The sequence below is a fragment of the Streptomyces sp. NPDC090032 genome, assembly GCF_044748025.1.
Classification (GTDB): Bacteria; Actinomycetota; Actinomycetes; order Streptomycetales; family Streptomycetaceae; genus Streptomyces.
In genome coordinates, this window is the sequence record NZ_JBIVFF010000017.1 from 23,462 (window position 1) to 43,442 (window position 19,981).

A 19,981-nucleotide genomic window follows, 5' to 3' on the forward strand; every position below is an offset into this window, starting at 1 on the left:
TCACCGTTCGATTACCTCTCTTGTGCAGCGGGCGTCAGTGCTCGGCGCCGACGGTCGACAGGTCTACGGCGCCGAAGAAGTACCCCATCTGGGCGCCCTTGACCTTGGAACCGACCACGCTGCTCGTGTAGCTGCGCACCAACGGGACCAGGGGGTAGGTCTGCATGGTCCGGTCGAAGAGCGCGGCCCACTTCTTGCCCAGTTCTTCGCTGGTCCCGTTGGTGCCACGGAGCTTGTACATGGCGCGGGAGATCTCCGGGTCGTGGAAGCGCGGGATGTTGGAGAAGCCGTAGGTCTTGCCGTCCAGGCTCGGCCCCACGTTCGGGTCGACGGTGGTACGCACCGAACCGCTGTCCGCGCCGCCGCACCAGCCGCTGCGGGCGATGTCGGGCATCTGGTCGCCGGCCAGCACGGTGTAGTAGTTGGCGGCCGGGATCGGGCGCAGCTGCAGGTCGATGCCGAGCTTCTTGAAGTTCTGCTGGAGCACCGTGCCGACGTTCTTGTAGCGGGCGTTGGTGTCCGCGTAGCCGTAGACCAGCTTCCCGGGGACCTTCTTGCCCTTCAGGAGCTTCTTGGCCTCGTCCAGCTTCGGCTTGCCCGTGGGGTCCAGGTCGGTGTGCTGCGCCACGTATCCGCGCTGGGCCGGGTTGATGTACGACTGGGCCACCTTGCCGAAGCGTGCGCCGCCGTACTGGACCTGGATGGCGCCCCGGTCGATGGAGAGTGCCATCGCCTTGCGGACGTCGGGATCCTTGATGGTCTCGGTGTTGAAGTTCAGCACGTCGGTGCAGCCCAGGAGACCGGCGGCGGTGCGCGCCTTGACCTTCGGGTCGTTGAGCTTGGCGGCGTCGGACGCCTGCAGTCCGCCGTTGCTGTCCAGCGTGATCGCCGTCGGGTCCGAGTCGGCGAGCAGCTGCTGGCTGATGGTGGCCTGGGCCGTGGACAGGGAGAAGGTGAACGTGTCAGGCAGAGCGGGCCTGTTGGGGTCGGTGGCCGGGTCCCACCGGTCGTTGCGCACCAGCTTCATCGAGCGTCCGCGGTCGTACGACTTGATCTTGTACGGGCCCGATGAGACCGGGTGGTTGGTGTAGTCAAGCTTGGTGTCCTTGGCCTTCGGCACCGGCGCCGTGTTGGACCGCGACACCAGCGCGGGGAACTCCGCGAACGGCTGCTTGAGGTGGAAGACGACGGTGTGGTCGTCGGGGGTGTCGATCGCCTTGAAGTCGCCGCCGGCGTAGGGGCCCTTGTAACCGTCGTCGGCCAGGGCCGAGTTCAGCTCCTGCGGGGCCTGGGTGTAGACGTCGCGGGCGTAGGTGCGCTCGACGCCGTACTTGACGGCCTTGCTGGTGATCGGCGTGCCGTCCTCGAACTTCAGCCCCTTCTTGAGGGTGTAGGTCCAGGTGAGGCCGTCGGCGGAGGCCTTGCCGAGGTCGGTGGCCAGGTCCGGCACGATGGTCGGCGGCCGGCCTGCGGTCTCCTTGGCCATGGTCAGGGTGCGGTAGTACAGCTGCCCGACGTTGGCGGTCTGTACGTAGTTGCTGTTGCCGGGGTCCAGGGTCTGGAAGTCGGAGGACATCAGGACGTTGATGTTGCCGCCCTTGGTGGTGTAGCCCTTGCCGACCGTCACCGGCGCATAGGCGTCCGCCTTGGCTCCGGCTCTGTCACCGGGGGTGGGCTTGGGTCCGCCGCAGGCGGTGAGGGCCAGCCCGGCACTCACCGTCAGGGCGAGCGCCGCCTTGGTGCTTCGATTCACTGCGTCTCCTTGCGGACGGGAAAGGGATGGCGCACGTCAAGGGCCGATCCGAGGCGGATCGCGTGTGTGCCGGAGAGGGGTGGAACTGGTTCAGCTTCGGGACGACTTGGGGTCGAGGGCATCCCGGACCGCGTCGCCGAGCAGGTTGAAGGCGAGCACGGTGATCACCAGTGCGCCGGCCGGGACGGCCAGGAACCATGGATCGGAGAGGTACCAGTTCCCCGACTGGGCCGCGTTGAGCATCTGGCCCCAGGAGGGCGTGGGGTCCTTGACCCCGACGCCGAGGAACGAGAGGGCCGCTTCCGCGGTGATGTTGGTGGGGATCATCATCGTCGCGTAGACCAGCACCACCCCCATCACGTTCGGGATGATCTGCCGGAAGATGATGCTCCGGTGCGAGGCACCGTAGGCCTGCGCGGCCTCGACGAACTCCTGCTGCCGGATCGAGAGCACCTGGCCACGCACGACTCTCGCCAGGTATGCCCAGCCGAAGAAGCCGAGAATGATCACCAGTGAGGCCATCGGCACCAGGCTGCCCGAGTCGAGGGCCGTGCCCCGCAGCCGGGACTGCAGGATCGGGGTCAGCGACAGGACGAGCAGCAGGTGCGGGAAGGCCAGGAACAGGTCCATCACGCGGCTGATCACCATGTCGACCTTGCCGCCGAAGTATCCGGCGGCCGCGCCGAGCACGGTGCCGAGGACCACCGACACCACCGTGGACAGCAGCGCGATGGTGAGGGAGATCCTCGCGCCGTAGGCCATGCGGGCGAAGATGTCGCGCCCGAGCCCTGGTTCGAGTCCGAGCCAGTGTTCGCCGGACGGGAAGCGGTAGTACGACAGCGGCAGACCAGGTGTGTCGAAGTCGTCCAGGAAGTCGGGCCCGGTCCTGGCGGTGAAGGGGTCGGAGCCCTCGATGGCCGCCAGCACCGGGGCCAGGACGGCGAACAGCACCATCAGGGCCACCACGACCAGCGCGGCGACGGCGATCCGGCTGCGCCGAATGCGAAGCCATGCCGTGCCGAGCAGCGATCGCGCGGTGGCGACCTCGGCGGTCGGCTCGCGCCCGGTAGGTGCGGCCTCGGACTCCGGTGAGGGCAGGGTGGCCACCTGCCCTTCGGAGGGTTCCGGCGCGCTGGAGCGGCGCGTCCGACTCGACGACTCATACGGATCCGGCACGTCGGTCCTTCGGCGCTCGGGGGTGTGGGTGGCCGGAACGGTATACCAAGAATCGCGGTTTCCACCAGGGCGAAGTGACATCCGGCGCATCACCGTTCCACAGACCACAAATCACCCCTACTTCCCTTGTCATTGACGGGTTATGGTCGTGCCGAGCGTGTGCGATCCCGTGCCGGGTGACTCGCCCGCCTTGCGTCACGGCCACCCGCACTCCGGGGCACCTGTGGCCGATTCGCGCACTTGGTGTACCAAATCTGAGAGGGATGTCGATGAGAACCTTGGTGACCGCTTCCTGGGTGATCGCCCACGACGGACGCTCACACGTGGAGCTCCCTGACGGCGCCGTGCTGATCGACGGCGGCACCGTCGTCGACGTGGGTGCGCGCGCCGAACTCGCCCGCCACCAGGCCGACGAACACATCGACCTCGGCGATGCGGTGATCACCCCCGGCCTCATCGACCTGGACGCCCTCACCGACATCGACCACCTGATCCTCGACTCCTGGGCATCCCCGGATCTGGCCTCGGGCTTCACCTGGTCGACCGACCACTTCGACGCGCCCCGCGCGGTGTTCGACGCCGCGCAACGGCGTACGGTGCGCGAGTACGCGCTGACCCAGCTCGCCCTGCACGGCGTCACCAGCTACATGCCGATCGCGTCCGAGGTGCACAGCGACTGGGCCGAGACGTACGAGGACTTCGTGGCGATGGCCGAGGTGTCCACGAAGCTGGGTCTACGTGCCTTCCTCGGGCCGTCGTTCCGGTCCGGGGTCAACGTGATCGGCGCGGACGGCAAGCGCACGGTGCGGCTCGACGAGGAAGCGGGCCGGCGCGGCCTGGCGGACGCATTGCGCTTCCTGGACCACACCACGCAGCTCGCCGATCCGCTGGTGACCGGCGTCCTGCTCCCCTGCCGGATCGAAACCCTCACTCCCGACCTGCTCCGCGACGTCGCACAGGCCGCGCACCGACGCGGCGCGCTGGTACGCCTGCATGCCCTGCAAGGTATCTCCGAGCGCGACTTCATCCAGCACACCTACGGGCGTACGCCGCTTCAACTCATCGCAGAATCAGGGATGTTGTCGGACCGGCTGATCATTCCGCACGGCGTGGTGCTGGACGTGCACCCCGAAGTGTCCGGTGCCGACACCGGGGATGTCGCGGAGCTCGCCGACGCGGGTGTCTCGATCGTGCACTGCCCGCTGACCAACGCCCGGTACGCCCACAACCTGCACACGTTCGCCGGCTACCGGGCGCAGGGGGTGAACCTGTGTCTCGGCACGGACTCCTTCCCGCCGGACCTGATCCGCGGGATCGACGTGGGTACCCAGGTCGCCAAGATCCAGGCCGGTGACCTGGGGCAGGGCCATCTCGCGGGCTACTTCGAAGCGCTCTGGACCGGTGGCGCGACCGCCCTGCACCGGCCGGACCTCGGCCGCCTGGCCGCGGGGGCTGCCGCCGACCTCTCGGCGTTCGCACTCGACGACATCCGCATGGGCGTGACCGAGGATCCGCTGCGCACCCTCGTACTCAACGGCACAGCGCGCGACGCGGTCCTGACGATGGTCGCGGGCAAGGTGGTCATGCGCGACGGCTCGATCCCCGGCGTCGACCTGCCTGCGCTGAGGCGAGCGGGGCAGCAGCTCTTCGACGTGATGCGCGCCGCGTACCCCGAGCGGGACCATCGGCGTCGCCCGGTGGACGAACTGTTCCCTCCGGTGTTTCCGCGGAGGTAGGGCGTCTGGCCACCCACTGCAACACCGGCGTCTTGGGTACGGGTGATCGCGGCTGGCGAGGTCGAGTGGGACGGTGCCGCCGGATGCCTGCTCGACGTACGCAGCCAGGGTGCCCCACTGGGGACGCGTGAGGTGACCGGCGTCGAAGGCGTAGCGACGGCGGCCGTCGGTCGTCCCCGCATACGGAGCGATCACCCTGTCGTGTGGCGCGGTATCGAAGGACAGGCGTCGTAACTCCGGCCAGAACAGCGCGAGTTCAGTGTCCCAGATGCCCACCCGGCGGCATTGCCTGACCTCGAATCCGGAGCGTTCGCGGTGACGATCACGTGCTCGCTCTGAAGGGGGCCTGCTGTGCCACCTGCTGCGACGTCGGTGGTAGGGCGACCGGGAGGCGGCACCGGGGAGGGCTCGACGGTCCCGCGCAGGCGCACCAGCACGTGCAGGTCTCCGGCCGGCCGCACACCGGCGACGCCGGGCGTGCCCTTACGCTTCACCCGCACGGTGGTGCCGTCCCGTGTCCCGGCGGGAATGCGCAGGGTCAGGGTCCGGCGGTCCGTCCGGCCCAGGCCGGTGGCCCCCGCAGCGACGGCACCGTGCGCCCTGCCACCGGGTCCGCCCCTGACACCGCGTGCAGAGCCGTCGGGCCCTCACCTTGACCGTCCTGGTCACGCCCGTCACCGCCTCGGCGGCGGTCAGGACCACGGTGCCCTCGGCGTGGTGCGCGGCGCCCACGGGAGCACGCGGCGGACGACCGGACCATCCGAACAAGCCACCCGCCCACTGACCGAACCCCACGAGCCCCACCCCAATCCCCCCGAGGCGCCGCTCTGTTGATGAGCAGCGCCTGACAGGGACCACCGCTTCGAACCGACTCGTGCCCCGCGTCTTCTACCCGGTCCCCCGTCGATATTCGCTGGCGCGGCTCGCCACCCCCTGGTGGGGTGTGAGCATGAACGAAGACAAGGAGAGCCGGGCCGCCGTGCTCGCACTGCCCACGCTGGAGCTCCGGCATCACGCCGTCATCGCGGGCGACGCCGGTGAAGAGCAGGTGGCAGCGTCCGTCGGTCCGGACGGGCAGGTCATCGCCTTGTGGTCCAAGCCCCGTGATCTGCCCGGGTTCTCGGCCACCACGACCAACGCCGGAGGCGCGACGTTCCCTGAACCGCGCGCGGCGACAGCTGTGGACGCCCGCGTGTCGGTGCACGCGCCGCATCTCACGGCTTCCGTCGAACTCCCTGGCGTGGAGCTCGCCCACGTCACCGTTCAGCCACTGCCCGAGCAGCGGACGCTCGTGGTGGGCGCCCGAGCCAGGTGGCGGCCGGAGGGCGCCGACCGTAATGCGATCGTCTACGACGCCGACGGCAGCGTGGTCGCGGAGGCCACCCTCGGCGACGGGATCTCGCACGTCTTCACCACGCGCACCGGCGCCATCTGGGTGGGCTACTTCGACGAAGGTGTCTACGGCAACCTCGGTTGGGGCAGCCCCGGCACACCGGCGCCCATCGGGGAGTACGGCCTGACCCGCTTCTCCCCCGGTCTTGAGGCGGAGTGGCACTTCCCGTCACACACGTCCGAGCCGTGGGGAGCGATCAGTGACTGCTACGCACTCAACATCGACGGTGACACCGCCTGGGCCTGCTACTACACGGACTTCCCCGTCGTCCGCGTACGCGACGGCGCGGTGAGGGCATGGCGCAACAGCGTGGGTGGAGCCACGGCCCTCGCCGTCCAGGACTCACGCGTCGCCCTGTTCGGCGGCTACGGACCACACCGCGACCGGCTGTGCGTGGGCACCCTCGGCAGCGAGGACCTCCGCATCACGGCCGAATACCGGATCGTGCTGCCGAACGGTCAGCCCCTCCCTGAGCGCACACAAGTGATCGGCCGCGGCGCGGACTTGCACGTCCTGTCCGGCAAGAACTGGTATCGGCTCGCTCTGGGTGACGTCCCTCACGCCTCTACCTGAGAGACTGCACGTCATGATCGCCACACGCAGCACCACTGTCGAGATCCCCACCGGCGACGGCACGGCCGACGCCTTTCTTGCGCACCCCGACGACGACGCCGCCCACCCGGCCGTCCTGCTCTACATGGACGCCTTCGGACTGCGTCCCCAGCTCAGGGCGATGGCCGACCGTCTCGCGGCGGCCGGCTACACCGTGCTCGTCCCCAACGTGTTCTACCGTCACGGCCGGGCACCGGTCGTGCCCCTGCCCGACTTCATCACCGACGCCGAGCGACCGGCGCTGTTCGAGCGGATCGTCCCCCTCATGGGCGACTTGACCGCGGACGCGGTGGCACGCGACTCCGCCGCCTACCTGTCCTGGCTCGCCGACAGCCCCGCGGCCGCCGCCGGACCCGTCGGGGTCACCGGCTACTGCATGGGCGCCCGCCTGGCTCTGCTCACCGCGGGCAACCACCCCGAGAGGGTCGCGGCGGCGGCCGGTTTCCACGGCGCGGCCCTGGCCACCGACGACCCCACGAGCCCCCACCTGCTCGCCGGCCGGATCACCGCGGAGCTCTGCTTCGGTCACGCGGACCAGGACCCGTCCATGCCGCCCGAGCAGATCGAACGCCTCGACAAGGCACTCACCGCGGCGGGCGTCCGCCACCACTCCGAGGTCTACACCGGCGCCCACCACGGCTTCACCATGGCCGACACCACCGCCTTCGACGCCGAGGCGGCCGAACGGCACTGGGACGCGCTGCTCGGCCTGCTGGGCCGCAACCTCTGAATCCGCGCCGAGCAGCACACACCTAGCGCGTCGCCTGGAACGTGCGCCGGTACGCGAGCGGCGACACGCCGATCGCGGCGTGCAGATGCTGCCGCAGTGACGCGGCCGTCGCGAAGCCCACTTCACCGGCGATCCGGTCCACCGGCAGGTCGCTGGACTCCAGCAGATGACGCGCCCTGGCGACCCGCTGCTGGGTGAGCCAACGACCAGGGCTCATCCCGGCCTCGTCCCGGAACCGTCGGGCGAACGTCCGCAGACTCATCTGCGCGTGGTCCGCGAGTTCGGCCAGCGTCAGCGGCAGGTCGAGGTGGTCGAGCGCCCACTCCCTCGTGGCGGCCGTACCGGCGGCGGACGCCTCGGGGACGGGTTGCTCGATGTACTGCGCCTGACCCCCTTCGCGCCAGGGCGGCACCACACACTTGCGCGCCACCTGATTGGCCACCTCGGCGCCGTGGTCCTGGCGTACGACGTGGAGGCAGACGTCCACGCCGGCTCCGGCGCCCGCCGAGGTGAGAATGTCGCCGTCCTCGACGAAGAGCACATCGGGGTCGAGCTTCACCTGCGGGAACAGGCGTCGGAAACGGTCGGCCAGGACCCAGTGCGTGGTCGCCCGTCGGCCGTCGAGCAGACCGGCCGCGGCGAGGACGAAGGCGCCGGTGCAGATGGACATGATGCGGGTGCCGGGCGGGATGTGTGCGAGCGCGTCGGCCACCTGGCCGGGGAGCGTGGTGCCGTTCGGCGGGTACTCGTCGACCGGCGGGATCACCACGGTGTCCGCCTCGGCCAGCGCTTCGGGGCCGTGCTCGACGGTGATCAGGAAGTCGGCGTCCGTGCGGACCGGGCCCCCGTCGACACTGCAGGTGCGGATCTCGTACCGGCCGTCCGCGGCACCGAAGATCCGCTGCGGGATGCCCAGCTCGAACGGGTGCACCCCGTCGAGTGCCAGAACCACGACCCTGTGCACACCGCTGACGTCCCCGAAGCCACTACCGCCACAGCCACTGCTACTACCGCCACCACTCATGGCACGATCCTATCGAATGGTGGCCGTCATGCCATTTTCTTGAGCGGCCGGCCACGGCACGCTGGATCCGTGAGCACATCAGAGAGCACCGCACCCACCACGCCCATCAAGCCCACCGCCCCCACCATGCGGGCCGTCAGCCAGGACATCCTCGGCGCCCCCGAGGTACTCAAAGAGGTCGAACTCGAACGCCCGGCCCCGGGTCTGAACGAGCTGCTGATCAAGGTCCACGCCGCAGGCGTCAACCCGACCGACTGGAAGCACCGGGAGCTCGGCATCTTCCTCGGCGAACCGCCGTTCGTCCTCGGCTGGGACGTGTCCGGGGTCGTGGAGCAGACAGGCCTCGGAGTGAGCCTGTTCAAGCCGGGCGACGAGGTGTTCGGCATGCTGCCGTACCCGCACGGCGTGGGTTCGCACGCCGAGTACGTCACCGCGCCCGCCCGCGCCTTCGCGCACAAGCCGTCCCAGGTCGACCACGTGCAGGCGGGCGCCATTCCGCTCGCCGCCCTGACCGCCTGGCAGGCCCTCGTCGACACCGCGCAGGTGCAGCCCGGGCAGCGCGTCCTGATCCACGCGGCCGCCGGCGGCGTCGGCCATCTCGCCGTGCAGATCGCCAAGGCGCGCGGCGCGTACGTGATCGGCACGGCCAGTGCGGCCAAGCACGACTTCGTGCGCGGTCTGGGCGCCGACGAACTGATCGACTACCGGACGACCGACTTCACCGAGGCCGTCCGCGACGTCGACGTCGTTCTGGACACCATCGGCGGCGACTACCGCACCCGGTCCCTGCCCACGCTGCGCCCGGGCGGCCTGCTCGTCTCCATCCTGCCGACCGGCACCACGGAGCTGGCCGAAGAGGCCGAGCGGCTCGGCGTGCGGGGCGCGGAGATGATTGTGGAGGCAGACCACGCCGGAATGAACGCGATCGCCGACCTGATCGCCACGGGCCGGCTCCGCGCGACGATCGCCGACACCTTCCCGCTCGCCGAGGCGGCCAAGGCACACGAGCTGGGCGAGACCGGCCGTACGACCGGCAAGCTGGTCCTCGTCGTGCGGTGATCGCGTCCGCGCCGCCGTCAGCCCATGGTCGGGTCCCCCTTGATGAGGGCGAAGGCGGCGCCGAACGGGTCCTTCACCATGGCCAGGCGGCCGACGCCGGGCACGTCCATGGGCGGGAAGAGCGTCGCGGCGCCGCGCTCGACGGCGGCCGCGTAGGTCGCGTCGCAGTCCTCGACACCGAAGTACGGATGCCACTCGGCGCCGGATCCGGCATCGAGGTTCTCCTGCTGGAGCTGCATGATGCCGCCGTGGCCCGCCTCGCCCACGTCCGCGGAACCGGCCGGGGCGACGACGGTGTACGGGGGGCCGCCGTCGCCCGTCGGCATGTCCTGGTACTGCCAGGAGAACACCTGGCGGTAGAAGTCCTTGGCCGCGCCGGCGTCGGTCGCGTAGAGCTCGGTCCAGCACAGGGCGTTGGGCCGCATGACTGTCTCGAGCCCCTGGACGTCACCGGGCTGCCAGACCGCGAACTGCGCGCCGGCCGGATCCGTGAACGCGGCCATCCGTCCGGACGTGAAGACATCGCCCGGCGGAACGCGGACCGTGCCCCCGGCAGCCTCGACCGCCTTGGCGACACCGTCGGCGTCCGGGGTGTGGAAGTAGACCGTCCAGGAGGGGGAGGCGCCCTCCTCGGTCAGCGGACCGGCGGCGGCCACGCTCTTCCCGTCGAGCTGGAAGAACCCGTAGCCGCCGCCTTCCGGCCCGGCGGACTGGAACGTCCAGCCGAACACGCCGCCGTAGAACGCGGCGGCCGCGTCCACATCCGGCACACCAAGGTCGAGCCAGTTCGGCGCGCCCGGTACGTACGTCGTCGAAAGCATGATCAGGCCTTTCGTGTACTGACGAATCCCGATGCAACGCAGCATGGCAGCCCCCACTGACAATCGCCGCGCGGAGCACGGTCCCCGCAGGTCACAGGCCGTGCCTGCTACCCGAACTGGCCGGGCTGGTAGTCGCCGGCGGGCTGCTGGACGAGGACGTTCACACGGTTGTAGGCGTTGATCAGGGCGATGAGGGACACCAGCGCGGCGAGCTGGTCCTCGTCGTAGAACTTGGCGGCGTTCGCCCAGGCCTCGTCCGAGACACCACCGCCGGCGTCGGCGATACGGGTGCCCTGCTCGGTCAGCTCCAGGGCGGCACGCTCGGCGTCGGTGAACACCTTGGCCTCGCGCCACGCCGCGACCATGTTGAGGCGCGTCTGGTCCTCCCCCGCCGCCGTGGCGTCCTTGGTGTGCATGTCGGTGCAGAAGCTGCAGCCGTTGATCTGGCTGGAGCGGATCTTCACCAGCTCCTGCGTGGCAGCCGGCAGCGTCGAGTCCGTCACCACCTTGCCGCCCGAGTTGATGTGCTTCAGGACCTTGGCCGCGACGTGGTTGGCGAAAAGGTTGAGGCGTGCTTCTTCCATGGCGGGCTCCTGGGTTCGTGATGGTGGCTACATCCCTCTGACGGAGCGGCTCGGCAAGATGTGACGAGTCCAAATGTGATGCGCGCCACACAGTCCTTCCAGTTAGGCAGTCTGCACGTCCGGCCCAGGTGTCGCATGACGGGAACGCTGATCACGAGGAGGGCAGGGCAGACCGCACCCGGTCGGATCCCGGTAGGTTGGCCGTATGCCCTCTGCACTTGTTGTCGGTTACGACCCGGAGGCGATTCCCGGCGTCGACAAGGGAGCCCTGCGCAAGGCTCTGGACGAGGAGTTGGACCGGTTCGGCGAGCACGGCATCGATGCGGCCATGGCGCTGGTCGTGTTCGGCGATTCCGCCGAGTCCGTCCTCGTCGCGGCGCTGACGGAGCGTCCCTGGGACGTGGTCGTCGTCGGCGGCGGGATCCGCAAGACGGAGCAGCTACTTCCGCTCTTCGAGGAGATCGTGAACTTGATCCGTCGCCATGCGCCCCAGGCCGCGATCGTGTTCAACACGAGCGGTGGCGACAGCGTCGAGGCGGCACAGCGCCGGCTGTGAGCCCGGCAGGCACGAAAGTGGCGCGTGGGACGTGGACCTCAAGCGTCCAGGAAACCTTCCGCAGGCCAGGAAACCTTCCGCAGGCTAGGAAACCTTCCGCGGGCTAGGAAGCCTTCGGCAGGCTCAGGTCGCGGTTGATGGCGCGGGCCGCGCGCTCGACGGTCGCGACGCCGTTCTTCATCGTGCGGTTGTCGTGGGAGAGCACGGCCATCCCGTAATCGTGACCGCCGCCCGTGAAGACGCCGACGCTGTGCACGCGCCAGCCGTTCTTCGAAAGCGGCAGCCAGCCGTTCTTGACGTGAACGGTCGCCGTCCCGGGCGCGCCGGCCGGCGTTCCCCAGCGCTGGTCCGGGACGACATCGTTCATCAGGCGCAGAGCGTAGGTCCGGGCGCGTGTGCCGAGGACCTGGTTGTCCGAGGTGAGCAGGCGGAGCAGCTTCACCTGGTCGCCGGCCGTGATCTGGGTTCGACCCCACGTGTGCTTCGGGCCGGGGACGGTGTCCCGCATTCCGGCCAGGTTCAGGAAGTGCTGGATGCCGGCATGGCCGATCTGGTGCCACAGGGCGTTCGTGGCGGCGTTGTCCGACTTGGTGATCATGGCGGTGGTCAGGTCGACCTCGCGCGAGGTCAGGAGGCGGTGCTCCTCCGCGGTCTGGCGCAGCAGGGCGCCGAGAATCGTGACCTTGACCACGCTCGCCGAGTCGAAGGCCGCGCTCGCCCGGAACGTGCACGAGGTGGCGGTGGTGCGGTCGTAGAGCGCGAGTGCCGAGGCCTTGCCGTGCCCGTGGAGCGCGGTGGCTATGTCGCGCTCCAGCCGGTCCGCGAGTCCGGGCCACTGCGAGGTGCACGCCACCGGGGAGCCTGCGACGCTCGTGGCGGCCGGGCTCGCACCCGCGGTGCCCGCCTGTGCGGGGGTGGCGGCCGCGAAGGCGGTGAGTGCCGAGCCGACGGCCAGGGCCGCGGCCAACCCCTGCTTGGCGCGTCGCGGCAGCGGCATGTGCGTTCCCAGCATGGAGGCTCCGTCCTGCTCTGTGTCTGCGGTCGAATCGGCAGGCGCCGCTCGCCGTCGACAGCGAGGTCGACGTCTTACGGCGCGGCCGGGGCTTCGGCCGATGTTGCGTACCAGGGGCATCGCGCCGGACGAGCGACCCGGGTCCCGAATGACGGCGACGCTACAGGGCCGGAAGCGCCGGCCGGGTTGAGAATGGGTCTTTATGTCCCTTATGGGCATTGCGGTGACGTGTGATGTTGTTCATCCGTGAAATCAATGAATTCGTCACCGTGCCTGCGCTAGCTCCACACCTACGACCCGCCCACGCACTACCCGCCCGGATTCGCTTGTCCACCGTTCCCTGACCGCATTACCGTGCAGCGGTGGATCTCTTCTCGCGCTCATGGACGGCATTGCGCACAGCCGTCGCCGAAGTCCCGGACGAGGATTTCGAGCGGCCCTGCGGCTGTACGGGCTGGCGTGTACGGGATCTGGTGTGCCACCTGGTCATCGGCGCCCAGGACGTACTGATCACCCTGGTCACGCCCTCGGATTCCGAACCGACCGTGGACGGGGTCACGTACTGGGGCATCGTCGAACCCCCGACCGGCGAGGACCCGCTCGACGCGCTCGTCCCCCGGCTGGCCGCCGCGTACGGCGAGCCGCGGTGGCTCAAGTTCCACTTCGACGACGTCGGTTCCGCCGCAGGTCGCGCCGCCCAACTCGCCGATCCCGCCGCCGTCGTCAGCACGCGCGACGAGACGCTGACGGTCGGCGACTTCCTGTCCGCCTACGTCCTCGAATGGACCTTGCACCACCTCGACCTGATCGCGCACCTGCCGTCGGCCGCCGAGCCGCCCGCCGAGGCGCTCGCGGCGGTTCGCGCGACGCTGGAGAAGATCGCCGGGACCCCGTTCCCCGCTTCGTTCTCCGACAAGGACGCGCTCCTGGTCGGCACCGGACGCCGCTCGCCGACCGACGAGGAGCGGGCCGCCCTGGGCGATTTCGCCGCGAGGCTCCCGCTCGTCATCGGCTGAGCGAGAGTTTGCGCGACCGGCGCTGCCGGATCCGGCAGCGCGCACCGCTCCAGGAAGACATGGGCTCGCGCCAACGCGACGTCCGAATCCCGCCGGCGTCGGCTCACGCAGGCGGCGAGCATCGGTCACACCGAAGGTGCCGGCCTGCCGCCACACGTGGCTCGGCCGCGCCACACGGGGCAGCACCTCGGGCCCGCCCCGTACCGCCGCGCGAGAGACCCCTGCCTTGAACCAGCTGAACCAGCACACCCCCGCCCCGGACACACTCTTCAGCGACCAGGCGCTCGCCGACGCGGCACCCCGCATCCCCCACCACGCGAGCGTCCCGGCGCTCGGCGAACTCGACTGGGCTGATCTGTACGGTCAGTTGAACGACGAAGGTGTAGCGGTCACGCCGCCACTGCTCTCGCGCGAACAGTGCCAGGAGATCATCGACACGTTCGACGAGCCCGGACTGTTCCGGTCCACCGTGGTCATGCAGCGCTACCAGTTCGGCCACGGCACCTACAAGTACTACGCCGACCCCGCAGCCGTACCGCTCGTCCAGACCCTTCGCGAACTGCTCTACCCACCGATGGCGTGGATGGCCAACCAGTGGGCGCCGCAGCTCGGCGAGCGCACCTTCCCCGGCACGCTGGACGAGTTGGTCGACGAGTGCGCGGACAACGGGCAGAAGCGGCCCACCCCGCTGATCCTGCAGTACGGCAAGGGCGACTACGCCTGCCTTCACCAGGACATCTACGGCGACATCGTCTTCCCCCTGCAGATCGCGATCATGCTCAACCAGCCCGGCGAGGACTTCACCGGCGGCGAGAACGTGTTCGTCGAGCAGCGCCCCCGCTTCCAGTCCCGCGCCATGGTGGTCAAGCCGCAGCTCGGCCAGGGAATGATCTTCCCGGTCCGGCATCGCCCGATCCGCGGCAGGAACGGTTTCCGCCGGCACCCCGTTCGGCACGGCACGAACGCCGTCGAGTCCGGGCACCGCAACACCCTCGGCCTCATCTTCCACAACGCCCGCTGACCGCCCCACGCCAGGGCGGTGTCCGAAACCCGCCAGACATAGCGGCGCAAAAGGCGCAGAGTCGTCAGTAGGACATCACCGTACGAGGAGACCTGGAAGGAACAGACCCATGACCGTCTACACGACGCTCGACAGCCCGCTGGGTGAACTGCTGCTCGTGGGCGAGGAGTCGGCCACCGCGACGGGCGGCACCGCACTTGCCGCGCTGACCGTGCCGGGCCACAAGAACGGCGCAGTCGTGAAGGACGACTGGACCGAGGACGCTGATGCGTTCGCCGAGATCGCCGCGCAGCTGCGCTCCTACTTCGACGGCAGACTCACACACTTCGACATCGAGTACACCGGCAGCGGCGGCTCGGAATTCCAGCAGCGGGTGTGGCAGGCGTTGGAAACGATCCCCTACGGCAGCACCCTGAGCTACGGCGACGTCGCCGCGCACATCGGCGCCCCTAAGGCCGCAGTACGCGCCGTGGGTACGGCGATCGGCGCGAACCCGCTGCTCGTCGTCCGCCCCTGCCACCGCGTGATCGGCGCCAACGGCACCCTTACGGGTTACGCGGGTGGCCTCGAGCGCAAGCAGCAGCTCCTGGACTTGGAGAGCCGGCACCAGACCGCCTGAACTCCCACGACGCCAGCAACGCCCGCCCCCCCTCCCCCGGCTCCGACGGCACCCGTTCCGTCCGAGCCGGGGTGACACCACCAACGACCCGAGGATCCCCACCATGCTGGACACCACCCGCCTGACGGGCCCGGTCACGGACCGCGTCGCCCACGAGGAGTGGGGCGCCCTGGCCGGCGAGCTCAACACCTACGGGAGCGCCCCGACCGGCCGGCTCCTCACACCCGAGGAGTGCCGGCGGATCGCGGACCTCTACGACGACGCCGAACGCTTCCGCACCACCATCGACATGGGCCGCCACCGTTTCGGCTCCGGGCAGTACCGCTACTTCACGCATGAACTGCCGGATGTCGTACGCGAGTTGCGGGATTCCTTCTATCCGCGGCTGCTGCCCATCGCCCGGGACTGGGCCGGAAAACTCGGCCAACCCGCGCCCTGGCCCGACTCGCTCGACGAGTGGATCGCGATGTGCCATGCGGCAGGACAGGATCGCTCGGCGCAGATTCTGCTGCGGTACGGGCCCGGCGACTGGAACGCGCTGCACCGCGACGTGTTCGGCGACATGCTCTTCCCGCTCCAGGTCGTCATCGGCCTCGACGTGCCGGGAACGGACTTCACGGGTGGCGAGTTCCTGATGACCGAACAGCGCGCCCGCGCACAGTCGAGGGGATCGTCCACGACCCTTCCCCAGGGCCACGGGCTGATCTTCACCACCCGCGACCGGCCCGTCGCCTCCAAGCGCGGCTGGTCCAACGCTCCCATGCGGCACGGCGTGAGCACCGTGCGCTCCGGGCGGCGGCGCACCCTCGGGCTCGTCTTCCACGACGCGGCATGAGCCCGGTCGGCCCGGCCGCCCCGCACGGGCCCCGGCGCACCTACACACTGCTCGGCCTGGACGGCACGCCCTACCTGAGCGCCACTCCGGGAGCGCTGGGCGGGCATCGTCGCGGGCGCCTCTACGGGCGCCTGGACTGCCCGTCCGCGCTGCGGGCCATTTCCCGCGGCCACTACGTGAAGCACCGGGTGTTCTTCGCCGACGAGGCCACCGCCGTCGCGGCCGGATACCGACCGTGTGCGGTCTGCCTGCCCAAGGAGTACGCCCGCTGGAGAGCCGATCGAGAGAGCAGGCACCACGCCATGAACAACCTGCCCGACCGCGACCCGCCCCCCTCGCCCCTGATCAACCCCGCGGACCTGGCCGCGCAGGACGACCTGCCGCGGCCCTTGCCGCACACCGATCCCGAACTCACCGCCCTGATAGGGCTCATCTGTGCCTGGGCACCCTGCTCGCGCGCACCGAGATCCGCATCAGGTTCGAGGAGCTGATCCCGCGCCTGGCCGGCATCCGCCTCACCGGCGACGTCCCACGCGTCCGCTCCAACTTCGTCAACGGAATCAGGAAGCTGCCCGTGGAAGTCACGCTCGCCCGAGGAGCCGCCCCTGCCGTCAGCCACCGAGGCGCTGCGCGAGACCGGCCGACCCGCGCAGCCGCAGCACCCGACTCACGCGCCAATTCCCGGCCCTGGCAGGCGACTTCAGGCTCGCAAATCACTGTCACCCGCGCCGTACCTCATGCCAGAATCCGCGCATGCCCCTTCGATACCCGCGCCCCCTGCGTCCCGGTGACCGTATCGGTGTCACCTCTCCGTCGAGCGGTGTCTCGAAGGAGCTGAGTGCGCGCCTCCAGGTCGCCGTTGCCGAGGTGCAGGCCCGTGGGTACGAGGTCGTCGTCGGGCAGTGCATGGACGGTTCCCGGCACATGAGTGCCTCGGCCGCCGATCGTGCGGGCGAGTTGATGTCGATGCTGACCGATCCCACCATCAGGGCGGTCGTCCCGCCGTGGGGCGGAGAGACCGCGATCGATCTGCTCCCGCTGCTCGACTGGGCCAGGCTGCGCGACGCCGAGCCCACCTGGTTCGTCGGGTTCTCCGACGTCTCGTCCCTGATCACACCGCTGACGTTGCTCACCGGCATGGCGACCGTCCACGGCAACAACCTCATGGACACGCCTTATCGCGTCCCCGAGGGGCTGCTGACGTGGCTCGACATCGTCGCCGCTCCCCCGGGTCACCGCTTCACGCAGACTCCGCCCGGACACCACCGTTCCGGAGGCTTCGACGACTTCGCCGTCTTCCCGGACATCCGCGAGTACACGCTGGACGTCCCGGGCACCTGGACCCGGCTCGACGGCAGCGGTGACGTGGAGGCCGAGGGGCGGCTGATCGGGGGCTGCATCGAGACGCTGTGCAATCTCGCGGGAACCCCCTACCTCGACGCCTCGGCCTTCACCCGCAGCGAGTCCCCCGACGGACTCCTCGTCTACGTCGAGGCGTGCGAGGACAACGCCTTCACCATCTGCCGGAACCTGCACGGCATGAAGCTCGCGGGCTTCTTCGACCGGGCGAACGCGATCCTCGTCGGCCGGACGTACGCGCCGGACCGCCGCACCCTCACCCAGCACGAGGCCGTGCTCGACGCACTCGGCTCCCTGAACGTGCCGATCGTCGCCGACCTGGAGTGCGGCCACGTCCCGCCCTACATGCCGATCGTCAACGGCGCCCTCGGCCGCATCGTCCACACGCAGACCCGGAGCGAGCTGACACAGACCTTGGCCTGACGACGTCGGCGGGACGGCCCAGGCTTCTCGGCCCAGCACACCCGCCACTCGTCAACCCGTCACCCGTCATCGGTCACCCATCACTCGTCAACCGTCCGAAACCGTAGTTGGTCCAGTTGTCGATCACCCGCTGCCGCACCTCGTCCGGGAACGAGTTCGCGAACGAGGCCGTGATGCCCGGGGTCCGGCCCTCGAACTGTCCGGGCAGCAGACAGCTCATGACGGACTTGCCGCCCTTGCCCGTGCGCACCTCCTCCTCCGTGAGATACGGGACCATCGGAATCCCCGGCGCCTGCGGGTAGACGTACTCGCCCGTGCCGGGGTGGTAGCGGGTCGCCATGGCCCATACCAGTTGGTCGAGGTCGGTGATGTCGATGTCGTCCGCGACCAGGACGACCTTGGGCACCAGCCAGCCCGTGTGCGAGCCGAAGAGAACCCCGGCCACGGCGTCCGCCAGCTCCTTCTCCCCCATCCCCGTCGCCGCCAGTCGCCGCGTATCGATCGACACCGCGATCCAGCAGGTCGCGGCCTCGTACGAGCACCAGGCCATGGACACGGGCAGGCCGGCGGAACGCAGGACGTCCAGGGACGTGGCCGAGATCATCGTGCCCCAGATGGTGTGGTTCTCCTCCGGGGGCAGACCCGCCACGCAGACAGGCAGGATCGCCTCGTTCCGGTGGGTCACCGCCTCGACGTGGAAGACGGGCTGCGGCTTGCTGTCGGCGAAGGAGTAGCCGTGGTACTCCCCCATGGGCCCTTCGGGGGCCGTCTCGTCGTGGCTGATCCAGCCTTCCAGGACGATCTCGGCGTTGGCCGGTACGTACAAGCCGTTGGTCTCGGTACGGACCACCTCGACGGGGCTGCCGGTCAGCGCGCCGACGTAGCCGTCCTCGTCGACCCCGGCGGGCAGCGGCATGCCCGCGGCGGCGAGCGCTGCGGGCGGGGCGCCGAGCACCATCGCCCAGGGGGTGGGCTCGCCCCTCTCCCGCCACATCTGGTGGATCATTCCGATGTGCTGCTGCGGCATGGCCGGGCCGACCAGCGTGTCAGGGGAGTTGAGCATGGTGCGGGCGACCGACCAGCTCGTCCACCGGCCGTCGGGCGTGCGCACCACATGGAAGCCGTACGTGCCGAAGTAACGGCCGCCGTCCTGTTCGTGCAGCAGCGGAACCGGGAAGCGACGGAGGTCGACGTCGCGTCCGCGCACCACGTTCTCCTTGCAGGGGCCGGTCTGCACGACGCGTGGGGTGACGGGGTCGGCGTGCATGGCGGAGACGAGATGTTCCAGCAGGGCGCGGGGGGTCGTGTCGCGCGGCAGTCCGAAGTGCGCGGCGATCCGACCGTAGACGCCACCCTTGAGGGGGCTCAGACCGGCGGGCGCGCCGAGGATCCTGAATCCCGCGTCTCCCTCGGTGAGGTTGCCGAACAGCGGGGCCGCACTGCGGGTTTCGTAGACGCGGCGGGTGACGGCACCGACTTCAAGGGTCGGACTTACCGGCGCCTGGATGTCGACCGCGTCTCCGGTGTCGAGCAACTCCTGCACAAAGTCACGGAAGTTGAGCGCGCTGCCGCGTTGAGTCATGAGACATCCTCTTCTGTATACGTGAGTTGGGGTGGTGACCGGCGCGGCACCTCAGACGCTTGTCGCGTCCCGAACGGGCGCACTCGGCGCAGCCGTTCCCATGCCCTGCCAGCGTTTGGCGGCGGGCATGTCCAGGTCGAACTGGTCGAGGACGCGTGCCACGATGTGGTCGACGAGGTCCGCGATGGTGGCGGGGTGGTTGTAGAACGCGGGCACCGGCGGCATGACAGTGGCGCCCATGCGGGTCAACTCGAGCATGTTCTCCAGGTGTACGGCCGACAGCGGGGTCTCCCGCGCCACCAGGACGAGGCGCCGCCGCTCCTTGAGCATCACGTCCGCCGCGCGCCCGATCAGCCCTTCCCCGTATCCCGTGCGAATGGAGGCCAGCGTCTTCATGCTGCACGGCACGACGACCATGCCGTCCACCCGGAAGGACCCGCTGGAGATCGACGCCCCCTGGTCGTCGGGGCTGTGGCACACCGATGCCATCGCCTGCACCTCGCGCACGCCGAGCCCGGTCTCCTGGGAGAGAGTCGCCCGGGCCCAGCGGCTGACGACCAGGTGCGTCTCCACGCCCATTTCTGCCAGTACCTCCAGGAGCCGTACACCGAACGGCGCACCGGTCGCCCCTGTCATCGCGACGACAAGTCGCACGTCGCCACCTCCGTCC

General features: G+C 69.7%; 20 protein-coding genes and 1 pseudogene. 12 read left to right on the forward strand and 9 right to left on the reverse strand.

Going from position 1 to position 19,981, the window contains the following annotated elements; all coding sequences use genetic code 11:
• Window positions 1–34: 34 nt before the first annotated feature.
• The gene (locus ACIPWY_RS34115) at window positions 35–1,753 is read right to left on the reverse strand and encodes an ABC transporter substrate-binding protein (protein ID WP_393702331.1); all 1,719 of its coding nucleotides are present in this window, start codon (window positions 1,751–1,753) and stop codon (window positions 35–37) included.
• Between the two features lie 90 nt (window positions 1,754–1,843).
• On the reverse strand, window positions 1,844–2,851 hold the full coding sequence (locus ACIPWY_RS34120; protein ID WP_393702515.1) for an ABC transporter permease: 1,008 nt from the start codon (window positions 2,849–2,851) through the stop codon (window positions 1,844–1,846).
• Window positions 2,852–3,198: 347 nt separating this feature from the next.
• On the opposite strand from ACIPWY_RS34120, the gene ACIPWY_RS34125 reads away from it, so the two are divergent.
• Window positions 3,199–4,665, forward strand: coding sequence for a chlorohydrolase family protein (locus tag ACIPWY_RS34125; RefSeq protein ID WP_393702333.1), 1,467 nt, complete (start codon window positions 3,199–3,201; stop codon window positions 4,663–4,665).
• A gap of 191 nt (window positions 4,666–4,856) precedes the next feature.
• Here ACIPWY_RS34125 and ACIPWY_RS34130 read toward each other — a convergent pair whose 3' ends face one another.
• Window positions 4,857–5,231, reverse strand: a complete 375-nt coding sequence (locus ACIPWY_RS34130) for a DnaJ C-terminal domain-containing protein (RefSeq protein WP_393702517.1) — start codon at window positions 5,229–5,231, stop codon at window positions 4,857–4,859.
• Window positions 5,232–5,614: 383 nt separating this feature from the next.
• On the opposite strand from ACIPWY_RS34130, the gene ACIPWY_RS34135 reads away from it, so the two are divergent.
• Both ACIPWY_RS34135 and ACIPWY_RS34140 read left to right on the forward strand, forming a co-directional pair.
• Window positions 5,615–6,631 carry a hypothetical protein gene (locus ACIPWY_RS34135; RefSeq protein ID WP_393702335.1) on the forward strand — a complete coding sequence of 339 codons (1,017 nt, stop codon included), beginning with the start codon at window positions 5,615–5,617 and terminating at the stop codon, window positions 6,629–6,631.
• Window positions 6,632–6,644: 13 nt separating this feature from the next.
• Window positions 6,645–7,400, forward strand: a complete 756-nt coding sequence (locus ACIPWY_RS34140; RefSeq protein WP_362907972.1) for a dienelactone hydrolase family protein — start codon at window positions 6,645–6,647, stop codon at window positions 7,398–7,400.
• Between the two features lie 22 nt (window positions 7,401–7,422).
• Here ACIPWY_RS34140 and ACIPWY_RS34145 read toward each other — a convergent pair whose 3' ends face one another.
• The gene (locus tag ACIPWY_RS34145; protein WP_393702338.1) at window positions 7,423–8,424 is read right to left on the reverse strand and encodes a GlxA family transcriptional regulator; all 1,002 of its coding nucleotides are present in this window, start codon (window positions 8,422–8,424) and stop codon (window positions 7,423–7,425) included.
• Window positions 8,425–8,550: 126 nt separating this feature from the next.
• Here ACIPWY_RS34145 and ACIPWY_RS34150 point away from each other — a divergent pair, with 126 nt between their 5' ends.
• On the forward strand, window positions 8,551–9,483 hold the full coding sequence (locus ACIPWY_RS34150) for an NADP-dependent oxidoreductase (protein WP_393702519.1): 933 nt from the start codon (window positions 8,551–8,553) through the stop codon (window positions 9,481–9,483).
• 17 nt (window positions 9,484–9,500) lie between these two features.
• On the opposite strand, the gene ACIPWY_RS34155 is transcribed toward ACIPWY_RS34150, so the two are convergent.
• Entirely contained in the window at window positions 9,501–10,304 is an 804-nt protein-coding gene (locus ACIPWY_RS34155; RefSeq protein ID WP_393702340.1) for a VOC family protein, read from the reverse strand.
• 107 nt (window positions 10,305–10,411) lie between these two features.
• Complete coding sequence (locus ACIPWY_RS34160; protein WP_362907969.1) at window positions 10,412–10,888, reverse strand: carboxymuconolactone decarboxylase family protein; 477 nt, start codon at window positions 10,886–10,888, stop codon at window positions 10,412–10,414.
• 205 nt (window positions 10,889–11,093) lie between these two features.
• Here ACIPWY_RS34160 and ACIPWY_RS34165 point away from each other — a divergent pair, with 205 nt between their 5' ends.
• Window positions 11,094–11,444, forward strand: a complete 351-nt coding sequence (locus tag ACIPWY_RS34165) for a hypothetical protein (protein ID WP_362907968.1) — start codon at window positions 11,094–11,096, stop codon at window positions 11,442–11,444.
• A gap of 103 nt (window positions 11,445–11,547) precedes the next feature.
• On the opposite strand, the gene ACIPWY_RS34170 is transcribed toward ACIPWY_RS34165, so the two are convergent.
• Complete coding sequence (locus ACIPWY_RS34170) at window positions 11,548–12,456, reverse strand: serine hydrolase (RefSeq protein WP_393702345.1); 909 nt, start codon at window positions 12,454–12,456, stop codon at window positions 11,548–11,550.
• A 362-nt stretch (window positions 12,457–12,818) separates the two neighbouring features.
• Between ACIPWY_RS34170 and ACIPWY_RS34175 the strand changes: the two genes are divergently transcribed.
• From ACIPWY_RS34175 to ACIPWY_RS34205, 7 genes and pseudogenes are all read left to right on the forward strand, one after another.
• A complete protein-coding gene (locus ACIPWY_RS34175; protein ID WP_393702347.1) occupies window positions 12,819–13,472 on the forward strand; it encodes a maleylpyruvate isomerase N-terminal domain-containing protein in 654 nt (217 codons plus the stop codon).
• 226 nt (window positions 13,473–13,698) lie between these two features.
• A complete protein-coding gene (locus tag ACIPWY_RS34180) occupies window positions 13,699–14,493 on the forward strand; it encodes a 2OG-Fe(II) oxygenase (RefSeq protein ID WP_393702349.1) in 795 nt (264 codons plus the stop codon).
• 109 nt (window positions 14,494–14,602) lie between these two features.
• Window positions 14,603–15,112 carry a methylated-DNA--[protein]-cysteine S-methyltransferase gene (locus ACIPWY_RS34185; protein WP_362907964.1) on the forward strand — a complete coding sequence of 170 codons (510 nt, stop codon included), beginning with the start codon at window positions 14,603–14,605 and terminating at the stop codon, window positions 15,110–15,112.
• Between the two features lie 103 nt (window positions 15,113–15,215).
• Complete coding sequence (locus tag ACIPWY_RS34190) at window positions 15,216–15,947, forward strand: 2OG-Fe(II) oxygenase (RefSeq protein ID WP_393702351.1); 732 nt, start codon at window positions 15,216–15,218, stop codon at window positions 15,945–15,947.
• Window positions 15,944–16,438, forward strand: a complete 495-nt coding sequence (locus ACIPWY_RS34195) for an Ada metal-binding domain-containing protein (protein WP_393702530.1) — start codon at window positions 15,944–15,946, stop codon at window positions 16,436–16,438. Before ACIPWY_RS34190 ends, ACIPWY_RS34195 begins: the two co-directional genes overlap by 4 nt.
• Window positions 16,378–16,539, forward strand: a pseudogene (locus ACIPWY_RS34200) (cytochrome P450); the annotation flags it as partial. The gene ACIPWY_RS34195 and the pseudogene ACIPWY_RS34200, both read left to right, overlap by 61 nt.
• 161 nt (window positions 16,540–16,700) lie before the next feature.
• Complete coding sequence (locus ACIPWY_RS34205) at window positions 16,701–17,729, forward strand: S66 peptidase family protein (protein WP_393702353.1); 1,029 nt, start codon at window positions 16,701–16,703, stop codon at window positions 17,727–17,729.
• Window positions 17,730–17,802: 73 nt separating this feature from the next.
• Here ACIPWY_RS34205 and ACIPWY_RS34210 read toward each other — a convergent pair whose 3' ends face one another.
• Both ACIPWY_RS34210 and ACIPWY_RS34215 read right to left on the reverse strand, forming a co-directional pair.
• Window positions 17,803–19,311 (reverse strand): UbiD family decarboxylase, encoded by a 1,509-nt coding sequence (locus ACIPWY_RS34210; RefSeq protein WP_393702355.1) that lies wholly within the window; start codon window positions 19,309–19,311, stop codon window positions 17,803–17,805.
• Window positions 19,312–19,362: 51 nt separating this feature from the next.
• A complete protein-coding gene (locus tag ACIPWY_RS34215; protein ID WP_393702357.1) occupies window positions 19,363–19,965 on the reverse strand; it encodes a non-oxidative hydroxyarylic acid decarboxylases subunit B in 603 nt (200 codons plus the stop codon).
• Window positions 19,966–19,981: the final 16 nt, after the last annotated feature.

Bases quoted from the DNA above. Each gene is read 5' to 3' on its own strand.
- ACIPWY_RS34170 (WP_393702345.1), bottom strand. From the start codon at position 12,456: ATGCTGGGAACGCACATGCCGCTGCCGCGACGCGCCAAGCAGGGGTTG.
- ACIPWY_RS34205 (WP_393702353.1), top strand. From the start codon at position 16,701: ATGCCCCTTCGATACCCGCGCCCCCTGCGTCCCGGTGACCGTATCGGT.
- ACIPWY_RS34210 (WP_393702355.1), bottom strand. From the start codon at position 19,311: ATGACTCAACGCGGCAGCGCGCTCAACTTCCGTGACTTTGTGCAGGAG.
- ACIPWY_RS34150 (WP_393702519.1), top strand. From the start codon at position 8,551: ATGCGGGCCGTCAGCCAGGACATCCTCGGCGCCCCCGAGGTACTCAAA.
- ACIPWY_RS34160 (WP_362907969.1), bottom strand. From the start codon at position 10,888: ATGGAAGAAGCACGCCTCAACCTTTTCGCCAACCACGTCGCGGCCAAG.
- ACIPWY_RS34145 (WP_393702338.1), bottom strand. From the start codon at position 8,424: ATGAGTGGTGGCGGTAGTAGCAGTGGCTGTGGCGGTAGTGGCTTCGGG.
- ACIPWY_RS34195 (WP_393702530.1), top strand. From the start codon at position 15,944: ATGAGCCCGGTCGGCCCGGCCGCCCCGCACGGGCCCCGGCGCACCTAC.
- ACIPWY_RS34155 (WP_393702340.1), bottom strand. From the start codon at position 10,304: ATGCTTTCGACGACGTACGTACCGGGCGCGCCGAACTGGCTCGACCTT.
- ACIPWY_RS34190 (WP_393702351.1), top strand. From the start codon at position 15,216: ATGCTGGACACCACCCGCCTGACGGGCCCGGTCACGGACCGCGTCGCC.
- ACIPWY_RS34165 (WP_362907968.1), top strand. From the start codon at position 11,094: ATGCCCTCTGCACTTGTTGTCGGTTACGACCCGGAGGCGATTCCCGGC.
- ACIPWY_RS34125 (WP_393702333.1), top strand. From the start codon at position 3,199: ATGAGAACCTTGGTGACCGCTTCCTGGGTGATCGCCCACGACGGACGC.
- ACIPWY_RS34140 (WP_362907972.1), top strand. From the start codon at position 6,645: ATGATCGCCACACGCAGCACCACTGTCGAGATCCCCACCGGCGACGGC.
- ACIPWY_RS34185 (WP_362907964.1), top strand. From the start codon at position 14,603: ATGACCGTCTACACGACGCTCGACAGCCCGCTGGGTGAACTGCTGCTC.
- ACIPWY_RS34135 (WP_393702335.1), top strand. From the start codon at position 5,615: ATGAACGAAGACAAGGAGAGCCGGGCCGCCGTGCTCGCACTGCCCACG.